Annotated in this window: 8 protein-coding genes; 2 read left to right on the top strand and 6 right to left on the bottom strand. The window is 46.8% G+C overall.

Annotated features, from left to right (window positions below):
• Positions 1 to 159 precede the first annotated feature (159 nt).
• On the top strand, positions 160 to 3,309 hold the full coding sequence (locus tag BN8899_RS00980; protein WP_148375206.1) for a golvesin C-terminal-like domain-containing protein: 3,150 nt from the start codon (positions 160 to 162) through the stop codon (positions 3,307 to 3,309).
• Between the two features lie 65 nt (positions 3,310 to 3,374).
• On the opposite strand, the gene BN8899_RS00975 is transcribed toward BN8899_RS00980, so the two are convergent.
• On the bottom strand, positions 3,375 to 4,205 hold the full coding sequence (locus BN8899_RS00975; RefSeq protein WP_018338775.1) for a hypothetical protein: 831 nt from the start codon (positions 4,203 to 4,205) through the stop codon (positions 3,375 to 3,377).
• A 293-nt stretch (positions 4,206 to 4,498) separates the two neighbouring features.
• On the opposite strand from BN8899_RS00975, the gene BN8899_RS00970 reads away from it, so the two are divergent.
• On the top strand, positions 4,499 to 6,769 hold the full coding sequence (locus tag BN8899_RS00970; protein WP_065217936.1) for an AsmA family protein: 2,271 nt from the start codon (positions 4,499 to 4,501) through the stop codon (positions 6,767 to 6,769).
• Between the two features lie 120 nt (positions 6,770 to 6,889).
• Here BN8899_RS00970 and BN8899_RS00965 read toward each other — a convergent pair whose 3' ends face one another.
• From BN8899_RS00965 to BN8899_RS00945, 5 genes are all read right to left on the bottom strand, one after another.
• Positions 6,890 to 9,184, bottom strand: a complete 2,295-nt coding sequence (locus BN8899_RS00965; RefSeq protein ID WP_065217935.1) for a Gldg family protein — start codon at positions 9,182 to 9,184, stop codon at positions 6,890 to 6,892.
• An 11-nt stretch (positions 9,185 to 9,195) separates the two neighbouring features.
• Positions 9,196 to 10,131 carry an ABC transporter ATP-binding protein gene (locus BN8899_RS00960; RefSeq protein ID WP_026207726.1) on the bottom strand — a complete coding sequence of 312 codons (936 nt, stop codon included), beginning with the start codon at positions 10,129 to 10,131 and terminating at the stop codon, positions 9,196 to 9,198.
• A gap of 117 nt (positions 10,132 to 10,248) precedes the next feature.
• The gene (locus BN8899_RS00955; protein WP_065217934.1) at positions 10,249 to 11,160 is read right to left on the bottom strand and encodes a single stranded DNA-binding domain-containing protein; all 912 of its coding nucleotides are present in this window, start codon (positions 11,158 to 11,160) and stop codon (positions 10,249 to 10,251) included.
• Between the two features lie 11 nt (positions 11,161 to 11,171).
• Entirely contained in the window at positions 11,172 to 12,641 is a 1,470-nt protein-coding gene (locus BN8899_RS00950; RefSeq protein ID WP_082986849.1) for a RagB/SusD family nutrient uptake outer membrane protein, read from the bottom strand.
• Between the two features lie 12 nt (positions 12,642 to 12,653).
• Positions 12,654 to 16,337 carry a SusC/RagA family TonB-linked outer membrane protein gene (locus tag BN8899_RS00945; protein WP_065217932.1) on the bottom strand — a complete coding sequence of 1,228 codons (3,684 nt, stop codon included), beginning with the start codon at positions 16,335 to 16,337 and terminating at the stop codon, positions 12,654 to 12,656.
• Positions 16,338 to 16,399 lie beyond the last annotated feature (62 nt).

Raw genomic sequence — 16,399 nt, 5'->3', positions numbered from 1 at the left:
TTAGCGTTCATTGCAATATGCAGCATATTTTTATTCCACATAACAACACAGAGCACATATGGAGTTTACAGCTGGAGCATGGTTGCCCTCGCTTCATCCATTCCCTGGGTAAACGCCTTTCTCCTCTGTCTGGTTCTATCTTTTACCGTAATATTCACGATGACTGAACGTGTGCAGAGAAAAATACATGATACCACGGAGGTTATGCTCGTGCGTCCAGAAAGTAACCTGGAATACCTGCTCGGCAAATATCTGGGAATATGCCTTGGATTCTTCGGGCTCAGTTTGTTAGGTATCATCGTGGGAGGATGTATCAATCTATTTTCAAGTAATGCCCCGTTCAACTTCTTCCTCTATATATTTTACTACTTTACATGGATCATCCCTTCTATAGCTTTTATCACGGCTTTTTCCATTTTAATTCTACACCTTTTCCGCCACCGTTTCCCGGCTCTTGTTCTTTTACTAATTTTTCTTTTCGGCACAATCAAATATTTACCCGGGATACGTTGGGATACTTTCGATTATCTAGCTATAAATCAAGCCAATATTTTTTCACCCATGTATGGACATGCGGATTTGTACACTTATCTTTTACATCGGTTAGCTTACATTCTATTAGCAGGAGGTTGCTTATTCCTCGCGACACGAGTTCACAAGCGTCTTTCCAATGCATTATCCGACCACCGTTCACACAACCTTACCGGACTCTTATTCATTGTTGCGGCAATAGGTATTCTTAATACACGGGCAATTCCTTTCAGACATGAGCAGTCCGTTCGTGCAACCTATCGTTCTATTTACCAAAAATACCATACACAAACACACGAATTAAAAATACCGACCCACGACATCACCTTCACTCGGGAAAAAAACACGCTAAAATTTTCCAATCGCCTAGTACTGCTAAACAAAAAAAGCCACGCCATCCCACGCTATACGCTATACCTGAACCCCGACTTGCAGGTCACCCGGTTAACCGTGAACAACACCCCCGCCCCATTTACCAGGGATCACCAAGCCATCGTGATCGACCGACAAATCCTTCCCGGTGACTCCCTCGTCTTGAATATCGACTATTCCGGCAGCATAGACGAACGCATTTGTTACCTAGACATCACCGACGACGAGTACTACAATATGACCAGAGGAGATGACGTCTATCGCTACGGACGCCGTTACATCTTTACCGATGAAAAATTCACCTTATTACTCCCCGAATGCCTATGGTACCCGGTTCTCATCCCTCCCGTGAATCTAGCGGAAACAATCATGCCTCATCGAGATTACACCCGGTTTCACCTGGAAGTAGAAACCCAAAACGAACAAATTGTCCTTTCGCGAGGCGACTGTTCACACATGGGAAACAAATGGTCGTTCTCCAGCAATAAAAACATGGAAGGGCTCTCGGTATGCATAGGTCATTACGAAAAAAAATCTATCCGGGTAAGTGATTTTACCATTTTCAAAAATAGACAAATAAACACGTATAGCAACGACCAGACACAAATCACATCTCCTTTCCAAATCGAGTTATACTATTTTAAAGGACATGATTTTTTCACGACGTCATTCTCGCATCTCGACACATCACTTGTTCGGGAAACCATAGAAAAGCAAGTTGGTATTGGCGGTAATTTCTTTTACCCCGCAAACAAACTACTCATTGTAGAAACACCCCTAACCTTCGCTTCTTACTTCAGAGTCGCTCGCGGGAAAAGCGAATACGTGCAACCCGAAATATTGTTTTATCCCGAATACGGTTGTTATTTACCCTGGCTATCTGACTTCATCTTTTTAAAAAAACACAACAAAAGCCAACAAGGTATTACCGATTTAGAAGCACGATATTTAGCATCACTCGTGGACGACTTGGATGACGTGTGGGAATTTCCACGAAGCAATCCCTTCATTCAAACATTATTTCGAACACATAACCGAAAAAGCGAAGGGAACTTACTTTCTTCCAATCCCATTTTCAGAGAACCCACGGGTTGTATCTACTCCCCGCACTATCCCGTGTTAAATATTGCCTTAAAAAGATTACTGAAGGAAGGTTCCGCTTCCATGAACAGCCACGAACACGAAGAAGTATGCGAATACCTCTCGACACGAAGCTTGGAGGATGCGGTAAAGGACACCCGGTTAGACCCGTGGTTATTAAACGAGATTATCAAGCAAAAAGGATTCGAATTAGGAAATTACATTATGGCACAAGGGATCACGTGGACTAATTTTTCCAACTACATGGAAGATTTTTACCTTCGTTTCCCACATGAAGTTTCTTTTGAAGAATTCAACCAAGACCTAAAATCAACCCTCCATGCCGATTTATCCGGTTACTTGGAAGAATGGTACACCTCCAAACAATTACCTGTATTTCTAGTAAAAGATATCAAGAATAAACTCATTAAAATTCAAGGAAAACCAAGAATAAAAAGTTCAGTGAAAATATACAACCCGTCAGCTTGCGGAGGTTTCATCTCTCTTGGCGACTTTTACAACCTATACACGTATTACATTCCTCCCAAGACAAGTAAAAAAATCAAATTACTTCTGGACAGCGAATGTCAAATACACATGGGACTCTCGCTCAACCGTCCTAGAATAATCACTCCTGCCCGTTGGAGCTCTTCCATGAGAACCGCACACGAGATTACGCAAGACAGTATTTGTGGTGTTTTCGATATTTCGCCGGACGAATTCAATCCCGAAAAAGAGATAATCATAGTAGATAACGAAAACTCGAATTTTCATTTGAAAGGGGCAACGATAGGTTGGCTTCAACAATTATGGGGACGAACGGAAACCAGGCAAGCAAGTAACTACATTCAACCGGGAATAACAGGTTGGGGCAAACTAATTTCCGACATACTCTACGGGGATACCATTAAAAGTGCTTTTTACAAATTCTGTGACAGAGGCAATTATGAAGCCGAATGGCGTGTAAATATCCCGGATTCGGGGCTTTATCTTCTACAAGCCTATGTAGTAGAAAAGACCATAGGACAAATAAATACCCATGCCAAAGATACACGTTATCATTACACCGTTATTCACGGGCATCAGAAAGAAAACATCGAAATCGATATGGAAAACCAACCTAGAGGTTGGTTTTCCATTGGAGAATTCAATTTACTTAAAGGGGAAGTAAAAGTCATCCTGAACGACAAAGGGTCCAACCCGGAACATTTAGTCGTCGCAGACGCCATCAAGTGGGAAAAAATAAACAAACGGGAAAAGGGGAACAAACAAGAAAAAACAAGTAAAGAGCAATTATTAAAACAGATATTAAAAGGAAAAATATAATCACTTACACGAAAAAAGGCTGTCCGTTAGTTTCGGACAGCCCTTCAAATTCATTTTGATTTATCCTAATTAATCATCTGCGACAACTTCTTTGCTTTCTCCAACAACACCTGGTTAGAAGACTGCTCTGCCACGGAAGTCGCGATTTGAGCGTATTTCTTTGCCACATCGCCGAACCCGCATTTGCTTGAAATCAGGACATAGTTATAAATGGCATCGAAATCCTTTTTAGACTCCACCGTCTTACCTGCCCACAATTGGATAACCTTCAAACGGGAAACGTCATTCATGATCTCCAGAGCACCATCGGTGATCTCTTTAATCATTTTCCGGTTTTCCGGGAAATAACGGAACAACTTACGAGCCTTGTAGAAATAATCTTCAGACTTCCGTTCCGCACGCAACTGCTTGATGTAAAAATAATCCGAAACCACGTCATAATGCTCGTAACCCGTGTTCTTCAGGAAATCCAGGTACTTGTTATACTCCGTCCGGTTACTGTTATAATACCGTTCCAAGTGCCCCACGAACACGTTATCCAGTTTCTGGAACACATCGTCTTTGGAAAAACGCTGTATAAACTTGGATTGATTGTTAAACACATATTTAATTTGTGGCGCATTCACATCATCCACAAAGTCACGGATAATCGACCAATTATAATCTTTCAGATAATCAGCTTCCTGTTGTGTCTGAAAATACTTGTTCACAACGTCACCACTCGGTTTGCCCTGACTCTTCAACTCCTTCAACAACTTGATGGTGGTCTGTGGGTCCGCAGGATTCGCTTCGAACCTCTTCACTAAATTATCCAATGAATCCATCTCCTTCTCGTGAGCTTGCACTCCAACAAGATTGAATAATAAAACTCCTACGATTAATACAATTTTCAACATACTACTTGATACATTAATTTGAACTACATCTTTATAACACCCAAAAGGGCAAAAAGGGTGACTCTAAACGGCATTTTAACTTAATATTTAACATGAATTAATTATTTTACTTACAAAACGAAACCAAACACCCCGCTTAAATAAAAATCTATAACCTTTAGACCTCTTTTCATTTATTCAGAGAAAATGGTAACGTAAACACTGTTAAATACGTATATAAAACCGATAAGGTTTCACCTTTTTACTCTAGTTTTGCTCTTATATATATTGAACATTTTATTTTAGAAAAAATCATGAAGAAGTTTATTAAAATACTAGGCATCACGTTGATAATTATTGCATTTTTAGTTATAATTTGTGCAATTATCGCACCGCCTATCGCTAAAAACTATATTAACAAACACGGGAAAGAACTCGTTGGCAGGAAAATCCAGATCAACGGGCTTTACTCGAACCTTTTCACGGGCTACAACCGGATGACGGACTTTACCCTCTACGAACCGGATGACAGCACGGCGTTCGTGTCATTTGACACCCTTGTGGTCGACTTATCCCTGTATCGCCTGCTCGCCAATGAATTGCGGATAAATGAAATCACCCTCGTGCACCCACAAATCATGGTATGGCAAAAGGGCGACACGTTCAATTTCAACGACTTGCTGGCACTAGCCTCATCCGACACCACGGAAGTCGCCGTCCCGAAAGACACCACCACCTCCTCCCCGATGGCAATAGCCATCAACAATATAAACTTGCGGGAAGGGCGGGTATACTATGAAGACCGGGTACGCCAATCCGTTTGGGACATGGAAGACATGAACCTCCATATTCCCGGCATTTACTTCAGCGGGGAAAACACCAACGTGGGTATCAACTTGAATTTCAGCAACGGCGGTAGCCTGCAAACTCAAACCGAGTACAACCTGACGGACGGAGATTACCTCGTTCACTTGAATCTCCAAGACCTTGCCATTGACAACCTGCAAGCCTACCTGACCGATTATCTGAATATCAGCAAACTCGACGGGCTACTATCCGCAGACATGGATATCACGGGCAACGTGAACCACCTTCTCGACCTTTCCGTCAAAGGACAAACCGGACTGAAAAACCTATCCCTTACGGATACATACCAAAAGAACGTGCTCACCCTCGATACCATTGGGATCGATATACAGGAGATCAACCCGTCGACAAGTACCTTCTACTTCAACACCCTCCTTCTGCGAGGACTATCGACCTCGTTCGACCTGTACAAGGATCACAACAACCTGACCGACCTCATGAAAGCATCTCCCGCCGACACCACCCAAAACACGACAGCTACCGACACCGTGCCGGAAACACCCATGCACTTGAAATTGGGCAAACTCGACATCGCCGATTGCTCGTTCACGTTCAACGACCACACCCTGACGAAACCGTTCACTTTCCCGATGACACACATCTCCGTGCAAGCGGATTCCGTCACATTATCCGGAACGAACCACATCGTGATGAAGATGGACATGGGGCAAGGCGGAAACGCATTCCTCAACTGGAAAGGGAAACTCGACGACATCAGCAACCTGATGCTGACGCTAAGTATCAAGAACGTCGACCTGCGTGGTTTCGACCCGTATTGCCTCGACTACTTCGCCTACCCGATACGCAAGGGGATACTTGCCTTCACCAGCGTGAACGTCATCAACAACAATATGCTTGAAGGACGCAACACGGTGGACGCCTTCCGTTTCGAATTGGAAAACAAACGCAAGGAATTGCAACCGGAATATAACCTCCCGATGAAAACCGCCCTTTACCTGATCAAGGACAAGGACGACAAAATCAACATGGAACTCCCGGTGAAAGGTAACATTACCTCCCCGGAATTTTCCTACCGGAAACTGATCTTCAAGACATTGACCAACCTGCTTGTGAAAATAGCCGTTTCCCCGGTCACCTTCATGGCAAATTCATTAGGATTATCCCCGGATAAATTGCAATCCATCCCGCTCGATGCTTGCCAATGGGAATTCACCTCCGAACAATTCTCCACGCTCAACGACCTGGCAAAAATCATCCAAAGCAAACCCGCCATGACCCTCGTGTTAGAGCAACAGATCAACCTCCCGCAAGCACGGGAAGAACTGGCTCTGTTCAACGCCAAAAAGAAATATTATCTGTCCCAGCACCCGGAAAAAAGCGACTCGACCCTCGTGGCGATCGACTACGCCAAGATCATGGAGATCGAAACCAAAGACCCGGGACTGAACACCTATCTTTCCGGGATCGTCGCCCCCGAACATCAAAACAATTCCGTAACCGACAAAGCATTGACTCTCGTCCCGACACAAACCTTACAGGATCAAATCGACCGCTTTATCAGCCTGAGAAACCAAAAAGCCACCGCATACCTCATCAGCCAAGGAATACCCGCGGCAAACCTCCGGGTAGAAACGATGAAACCGGAAGCCCTGAACGTTTACAACGGGAAAAACCAGTACAAAATCAACCTTGTTCTGGCAGAAGATGAGCAAGCCCAAGAAGAAGCGGCAACTACACCCGTAACGGCAAAAAAATAACCCCGATTCCCGGGTAAAACAGAAAAAGAGGCGATCTGAAAAAGTCTTACCTATCAGATCGCCTCTTCTATTTTCAATCCCGTTTTTCAAAAAAACATGGAAGGAATTCAAAAAATAATTCTATTTCCTTTGCCTGCGCAAAAGCAAAATCATCCCGAACAACAACAAAACAGCGGGAAGAATCCACTTCACGGACACCTTCACCCACGTCCCCGAAGTGATTCCCAAATACACTTTATTGTCAATCGGATTCGGGTGCCGTATATCTACCGGCAACTCCTCGTCGGACAACCAACAAAATGCCCCTTGGATCAACGAAAAATTAGAAGCCCGAATACCTCGCCGGGCTGCAGAAAGCTCACCCATGCTAATACAATCGGCATCACCCAGTACCAACACCCGTTGGTTTCGCCCGTTACACTCTCTTTCAAGGGCCATCGCCGTCACCATTTGGGCTTCCCTCTCCCCTGCCGCGGGATTCAACCTTACAGTTTCATTCACGAAATCACTTGTTTCCAATTCGTTCCAGCAACCGGAATCCCGGGATACCAACAAAGGTACCATCCGGAATCCCTTATCCGCCACCGAATCAATCCCCATAGCTCCCGGCATGGTAAAGATCATACGCCGCCAACCGGCATTCACCCTGCTTAACCTCGCTCCTGCCAACGTCGAGCGAACCACCAGCAAATCGGCAGGATACTCCTCCATCGGTTGCACCAAAGTACCCGGAACATACCGAAGCCCGAACTTCTCCAATACCGGAGCCAAATGCTCATCGTGCTTCGGTTCCCCGGCTACAATCAAATTATTCCCCCGGTCAATATAATCCGACAACTGCTCCAGCTCCCACTCCTCAAACGCTTCCAACGGGTCGGCGATCACGAGAATATCAATATCCCGCAAATTATCCTTTTCCGGCTGCAACTCGGACTCTACCACATCAAACCCCTGGTTCAACAACGCATACCTGAAATATCGCCCGTACGCGAACAAAGAATAATCCCGATTCCTGTTTTTCGTGATAGAACGCTCCCCGTGCCCCTTCAAGAAACCCACTTTAGGCAACTTCATCACCATACGCTTCAACGTTGCGGAAACCTCCGTCTCCGAAGGATGCTTCTGCATATCATTAAATATCCTTAAACGAGCGGTTTGACCGTTATCCCTTTCCAATATACGGACAAAATGATTGCCCTCCCCCGAGAGATCCACGAGTTCCCGTATCTGCTCCGGGGTCAAATAATCATCCAGATTCAGGTTAGCCGCCTTCACCACCTTTTTCGCCTTCTCCTCGGCGCTCATACCGGGATACATCTGCTCCAGTTTCGGGTTATCCACCTCGTCATAATAAAAAACATACTTCATCTCGATATCCGGCTTAAACCGGATATACTTCTCGAACAAAGCCATATCCCCCAAAACACCCTTCTTCGAAAAAGAATAAATATTATCCAAAAGATTCACGTAAGTCGTGATCGTCATTCCTCCATCCAGCCGTTTCACGATATCCTGGCTCTCCTCGGAAATCGTGTTCGCCTTCGTGTAAGTCCCGTCATAATACCCCTTCAACACCGGGCGGGAAGTCACGTATCCGGCAAGCATCGCCACCACGAACACCCCCCCGTAACGCGCCATCTTGGACAAACCGGAATAACGGGCTCGCCCCAACTGGATTTTCAAAAAACAAAACGAAAGAAACATCGTGATCACGATAACGAAATACAACACATCCTCGCTACAAACCATGCCTCGCAAGAACGTGCTCACCCGGCCTCCAAGAGAAAGCCAATACGTGATATCCCGCACGAACTCGATATCCTGTCCTACCTTCCCGACCAGATTCAACAAGGTGAACACGACAAAAGTACCCAAAGCGGCAACAATCTGGTACGAAGTCAACGAGGACATAAAAAGCCCGATAGCCGCATAAGCGCCCAGCAACAAATACAACCCCAACAACCCGATCAACACCGGTCGCCAGTCAAAATTTTCAATCGTCACCCAACCGATGCTGACATACACCCCGAGAACAAGTATCAAAATAAACCCGTAAATCATAATACCGACATACTTCCCAAGCACAATATGCCAACTGCTGATCGGGGCAGAAAAAAGCAATTTCACGGAACCCCGGCTAAACTCCTGGCTCAACAACCCCATCGTCAACAAAGGAATATAAAGATACAAAGAACTGGATACCCCGCGCAACAGACCACCCATTCCCCCGTAATATACCCTCGCCGTCAAATTCGTTAAATGCCGCCCCAACTCCTGGAAGCGTCCCAACGACCCCATCATCTCCCCGAAATTTATCCCCATCTGCAACATAAAAATAATCAGTATAAACCACGCTATCGGGGAATAGAAAAGGTTAGCTAACTCTAATTTCGCTATCTTATATATTGTTTTCATCCTTCCACTTTTTATAATTCACGAATCTCTTTATTTGACAATTTGGCGAACACCGCATCCAAAGAACTCTTCTCGAAATGAATCTCTTCCAACTCCCAGCCATGCTTCACGCTGCTCTTCACCACCTCTTTGGACGCATCCCGCCCGCCATCAAACCACAAGCGATAACTCCTCTCGTTCACCTTCTTCACCCGGGTGATTCCCTCCACTGCCAGTAACTCCTCCTCCAGAGGCGGACGCCCGAAACACGCCAAAAGCGTGTTCGGCTTGATATAATTATCAAAATCATCCACCGTGCCGGAGAAAACAACACGCCCGCACTCGATCATCTTTATATCCCGGCAAGTAGCCTGCACTTCCGACAAAATATGAGTGGAAAGCAAAACCGTACGGTCCGAAGCGATCTCTCGAATCAAATTACGGACCTCCACGATCTGGTTCGGGTCCAAACCATTGGTCGGCTCATCCAATATCACAAACTTAGGATCATGCACGATAGCTTGCGCGATCCCCACCCTTTGCTGGTAACCCCCGGATAAATTCCGTATCAGACGGTCCTTGAAATGCGTGATGCCGCAACGTGCCATCGCCCGGTTCACCGCCGATTGAATATCTTTTTTAGCGACAAACCGCAAATCCGCACAAAACCGCAAATACTCCTCTACATTCAAATCCGGGTAAAGAGGCGGTTTTTGAGGCAAAAAACCGATATTCCTCTTCGCCTCCACGGGATGTTCCCTCAAATTAACCCCGTCAATGAACACCTCTCCGCGAGTCTGATTCAATACCCCGCAAATAATATTCATCGTAGTTGACTTACCCGCACCGTTCGATCCCAACAATCCCACGATACCCCCTGCTTCAATCTCAAAATTAATATCTTCTATCGCCCACTGCACCGCGTAACGATGAGATAAATGTTCCACTCTTACAATTGGATTTTTCATACAATTCATTTACATACAACATATTATTTCTTATACAGAAAGCCTATAAGATCCATAAAGCCACAGGAGTCCATGGACCTTCGACCTTATGGACCTTACAAACTTTATAGACTAAACTTACCTCCTAAGCCCCATATCCACGGCGATAGCCTTGATCATATCATATTTTTCGAGGCATCCCTTGAAACCCGCATTCCGCTCCGCGAATCCCTCGTCATCGCCCAGCAACACCTCTATCAGGTAACCGCACACGTCATCCTTGTACTCCGGGGTATACCTCTTACTCTGCCACCAGCGCAAGAAACCGGCTTCCCTCGGGTCCGTAGCCGCACCATTTGATCCGGCATTATAATTCGGGATATTCGTCTTAAATTTCGTGATAAGATCCGAATACACGTCTTTCTTTTTACACAACACGAAACTCACGTTGAAAAATGCATCCAAATCCTTGGGATAATACGCTTGGATACTATCATACACCTCCTCGGCAACCACCTCCCAAGCCAAACGCTCCTGCTCCTCCTCGGACATCGCATCCATTTCTGCCACCCGGCCGATAACCGTCGTATTCATCCCTTTGCGAGCTCCCACGACATCCGTATAAAACTCCTTTTGACGCAACTGGTCCACCAAAAGATAACACGCCGAGCGATACCCCTTCGGGAGCTTGGGATACACCTTATCCCGGAACAACTCTACCCCCTTCTTCAATTTTTCCCGGTCCGTCGACTTCGTGAATGTCCACAACTTAGACATACTCTCTATCATGTAATTCGGGTTCAATATAGAGTAAAGCGTGTACTCCCCACCCCATTCATTCACCTCCGTACGGCTCCGAATCGTATCCTTGTAAAAAAGAGGAATCCCCGTGGACTTATAAACCTCATAAATCAAATGGTCCAACTCGTCATCGCTATCCTCCACCACGTACCACTCCATATCCTTGTAAGAAACATGAGTATCCTGATCATCCCGGTTACAAGCCGCCAGCCCGCAACACAGCATCCATACAAATAAAATCTTTTTCATCTCTCTCTTTTTTAATATTCAACCAAAGGCGCACCCTCCCTCTCGTTTGCGACCAACGTACCGTCATTAAAAGTAATTGCGTACTCCGGTATCGGCCATACCCAATTCCCGCTATTTTCAGAATAAGGAGCCAACCTGTAATAACCGACCCGTGTCGAGTTATTCACGTACTCGTGTATAATCTCTTTCTCTTCCGGGAAAGTCGGGTGAACAGCGTAACGCCGCAAATCAAACCAACGATGCCCCTCACCGCACAACTCCAAACGGCGTTCCAGACGGACAAAATCAACCAACTCCTTCTGGCTCGTGGGAATCACATCCGTCGTTCCCTCCACCAAACGCTTTTCCCTCAACGCCCTCAACACCTCTACCGCCTCCTCCGTGCGTCCCAACATCACCAAAGCCTCCGCCTTATTCAAGTACACCTCCGGCAACCGAAGCAAAAACTCGCTCGAAACCATTGTCGAAACCACCGGCGTCAAAGACGAATATTTCAACCAAATCCACCCGACATTCCTCACGTTATTAAACCAATGGGAATACCTCAAATCGACATCCGCATCATACTTCCCCAGCAAATCCTGTGTCAGCATATAAGTAGCCACTTGAGTTTGTCCCATGAATATCGGGTTTCGTGCACTACACTTTCCCTGCGTGAATATCGTTTCCGGGGAATCCAGAAAAATAAAATCTTTTTTAGGCTCATGGTCATTAATATCCAACAAACTGTAACGTTTACTCTTCAACACAGAATCGCACATCGCGACACAATTCTTCCAGTTCTCCTCACCCGCCATGTACAAGTACACCCGGCTCAACATGGCACGTGCCGCATCCACATTCGCCCTTCTCTTCGTCGTTCGCGTCGTCCCATCCAGATAAGTAGCCGCAGTCTTCAAATCGGAAATAATCGAAGCGTACACTTCTGCCACGGGAGTCCGCTCATAATGCTTGTCCTCCACGTACTCCGTCAACTTCAACGGCACACCTGGCTCACTCGCCGCCGTCTTGATGTCATACGGTTTCGCGTACAAATTCACCAGATAAAAATAATCCATCCCCCGCAAGAAATAAGCCTCTCCTCTCGCTTTTCTATATGCTTCGCCTTCCGATGCGAAATCCTCCGCCTTCGTCATCACCACATTAATCGCCGCTAAATTTTTATAAAATGTCGACCATACCCCGTCCTTCTGTTCCACCCCTGCGCCCGACACGAAAGGATTAGCCAACCAGTAATGGAACCCCCAATACCCCGGCGTCGTGGACTTTCTCACGTACTCCGTGTCGTCATCCATCACGTGCAACATGGGTAACAAATCCGACGTGTTTGAAAAATAACAACTTCCCACCAAAAGCTCGTTCAAATCATCCACTGTCTGTATATAAGTCAAATCCTGCGAGTACTCCTCCAAAAAACCGCTGCAAGCGGGGAAGAAGCTACCCAAGAAACACCACCACAAAACATAAATCATCTTTCTCATAACCTTACACGATTAAAAAGTTACATTCAAACTAAACGAATACGTGGGACGCACGGACTGTGCGATTTTCGTCGAACTACCCGTTTGCGTGGAAGGATCCTGCCCCTTCAACGCCTTCGCCCCCCAGGTGTACAAATTTGTCCCCGACAAACTCACGTAAGCACTTTTCATGAACAACCGGTTACACAACTTCGCCGGCACATTATAGCGCAATGACATCGATTGTATTTTCAGGTAATTCCCGCTCACGACACGGATATCCGAGTAATCATACATTTGCCAGATATTCGACCCGAACGAATAGGTCGCATTACGCCACCAATTGTTCGTCAAAGACTTCACGAACTCATCATCCGATATAATCCCCGGCACATTCGTGTACGCCTCGTCCCCCGGGCTCTTCCAACGCCTTAAAAACTCCCGGCGGACATTCTCCATCGGCTGGGGTGCCAACGTTCCGTTCTCCTTGGCAATATTCGGGTACATCCTCAACAATCGCACCTTGGAACCGATACTGTAACTCAAATTCACGGCAAGCGTGAATCCTCTATAAGAGAATGTATTGCGGACACCTCCTTGCAACTTCGGCACGCGGCAACCGGAATAATCCATCACTTCCAGGAACACCTGCTCCTTCGTCATCTCCTCGTAACGGCTCTTGTTCGTGATCACCTCACCATCTTCTCCCAGCACTTCCTCGCCATTCACCGTGTAATTAACCTCTGTGCCGCTGAACATCGGGCGCCCGTCCGCCGGATCCAAACCCGCGAAACGGTAAGAGAAGAAACTGTTCAACGGCCGACCGGCAACCTCCACCCTTCCATTCAAATAATCCGTGTAAGTAATATTATCCTCGTCGCGCAAACTCTGCTTCTTGCCGTTATTTATAGCTTTGTTAAGCAACTTGTTAATCACCTGCCCGAACTGGGGATCAAAACTCCAGCGGAAACCGTTTTTCGAACCGCCGCCCAACGTGTTCACCGGGATGAAATTCAACGCAAGTTCTACGCCACGGTTCGTCAGCGTACCCTTGTTCACCACGTAAGCGTTTATCCCGTTCACCTCCGAAACCTTCTTGCTCAAGAATGCATCCCTCGTCTTCTTGTAATAGTAAGAAACGGAGCCTCGGATCTTATTCTTTAAAAACGAGAAATCCAAAGTCGTGTTCACGCTGGAAATTTTCTCCCACTTCAACAAAGGATTGGGATATTTGTAAATACTGGAAGCATACTCTTCAAAATACTTATCATGCGTTCCCCGCTTTATCACGGTTTCCACCGTTTCCGAATCCAGCATATTCCCCTGGTAACCGAATGAAGCCCGCAAAGCCAACGTGTTCACCCAATTGGCTCGCTCCATGAACGCCTCCTTCAAATTAAGCCTCCCGGAAACCGACCAAATCGGCAAAAATTTGTCATTCGCCCGGGAACCGAACTTGTTCGAGGCATCCACGCGGGTATTAAAATTCAACGTGTAATAATCCTTGTAACTGTACGACAACGTGAAATACCCCGAAATCATATTCGTCAATTGATCCGAGCGAATCCCCTTCGCTTCCGGCGTCTGCAACCACTCCGCGTACTTCACGTACTTCTTCAAATCAACTTCCGCCATCTGCAACCCGCGCTCCTTCAAAAAACCGCGGTAAGTCTGCTCCAGCCCCTTGTATTTGTTAGAAGACATCTCCCCTCCCAAAGCCGCCACGATCATGTGATCCTGTGCACCATCCAAATACTTGTTGAAATTCAACTGTCCCCTCAAAGTATAGGCGTTCCTTCTCGTGTTTTTCTCCTGCAATTCCCCACCCACGGGCAATCTATTATAATTAAGATTCTCCGAACCGTCCGGCATATTCGACCTCAACCTCCTGCAATAATAAGTATCCTCCCCGTGCCAGATATCCTGCTCCGTGTTATTCACCGAATAAGAAAGCGTCAAGGCAAGCTTCAACGGGTCCATGATACGGTAACCCAGCGTCCCGGTAAAAGTCATCCCGTGAGAATCAATATCCTGCGTGCTGTTCTCCACCTCCTTCAGGATATTAAACAACTGCTCGTAACCCGTATTATCGTTTCCTTCCCGCGCGTAATACCAGTAATCGCCCGACTCCGTGTAAGCGGGAAGAGCCCGCGTCGTGTTGTAAGCGTACTCCGTCACGCCCACGTCCGAAGGCGTGTACCTCTTCTCGCCCACGTTTCCCTTCATATCAAAATGCAAATCGAAACGGTTGTAATTCACATCCACCTTCAGGCTGACCGAATACAACTTATTTTTCTCCCTTCGCTCGGCACCCTTCATATCGCTATACCCCACGGAAGCGTAATACTTCGTCTTGTCCGTTCCGCCCGACAAACTCAGCGTGTGCTTATGCGAGAATGAATTTTGCATCAACAAATCGAACCAATCCGTGTTCACTCGCTCGTAATACCCCACGTCCTGCTGGAACTTCTCGAAAGAAATCTCTCCCCGGTAATACTTCCTAATCGCTTCCTCGTACCCGATCCAAGTCTTAATTGTCGGGTAAACCGTCTGCTTGGCAATCAACTCCCGCGAGAAATCAATCCGCTCCTCGCTATTCATCACGTTCACCGCACGGTCCGTGTAATAAGGGCGACGGGTATACGTGCCGGAAAACGAATACGACACCGAGGGCGGCCCCGCCTTTCCCTTCTTCGTCGTGATCACGATCACGCCATTCCCCGCCCGGGCACCGTATATAGCCGTTGCCGAGGCATCTTTCAACACATCAATCTGCTCGATATCCTCCGGGTTCAAGCCGGATATGGCATTCCCCAGCAAATTCACGAAATCCAAATCATTAATTTGCGAGGGATCCACGTTCACCGGATTCTCCTGCACGATCCCGTCAATCACCCACAATGGCTCCTGCGACCCCAACACGGTGGAAGTCCCCCTCACCCGCAAACGCGGCGCGGCACCAATCTGTCCCGTGTTCTGCATGAAAACCATCCCCGGCACGTACCCCTCCAGCATCTGGTCTATCGTCTGCAACCCCGGAGCCATAATATCCGCTGCCTTGATCGTGGTGACAGCGCTGGTATTCTTTCTCGGGTCTATCGACTGGTAACCCGTTTGCACCAACACCTCCTCCAGTTCAGCGACATTCTCCCGCATCACCACGTCGATCGTGTCCTTGCCCGCGTACTTCACCTCCACCGTTTCCATCCCGATAAAAGAAAACACGATAACCGGCTTCTCCACCCGAGGGAAAACCAACTTATACTTCCCGTCCTTATCCGTGGCAGTACCCAAACGAATACCCTTCACTGCCACCGTCACCCCCGGCAACGGGTTCCCACGCTCGTCCCTCACGCTCCCGCTCAAACTCAAGTTCCCCGGTTCATTCCTCTTTCCCTTCTCCTTGATAATAATAGACTTCATCTCAAACTTGTACTCGAACCGCGTTCCGGCAAACAACTTCGCCATCACCTCCTCCACCGCCACATCCCTCATCTGAAGCGTCACCGTACCAAGCTCCTTCAACTGCAACGCCCCGTACACGAAATCCAACCCCGTCTGCCTGTTAATAGATTTAAACACGTCCTGAACACCGACATCTTTCACGTCGATCGTCACCTTCTGGTGTTGCGCCATAATTCCCGCCGAAAACAACAAAAACAACAGCAAAACACACCCTCTCGCGACATAAATTCCCGATTCTTCAATTTTTTTCATAACTTTGTAATTGATTTGACAATTTGATGCAAACACATCAATTTACAACCGGTAGTTAGCCC

Source organism: Butyricimonas sp. Marseille-P2440 (assembly GCF_900091675.1).
GTDB classification, from domain to species: Bacteria; Bacteroidota; Bacteroidia; order Bacteroidales; family Marinifilaceae; genus Butyricimonas; species Butyricimonas synergistica.
This window is presented reverse-complemented; position numbering and strand designations above follow the sequence as displayed.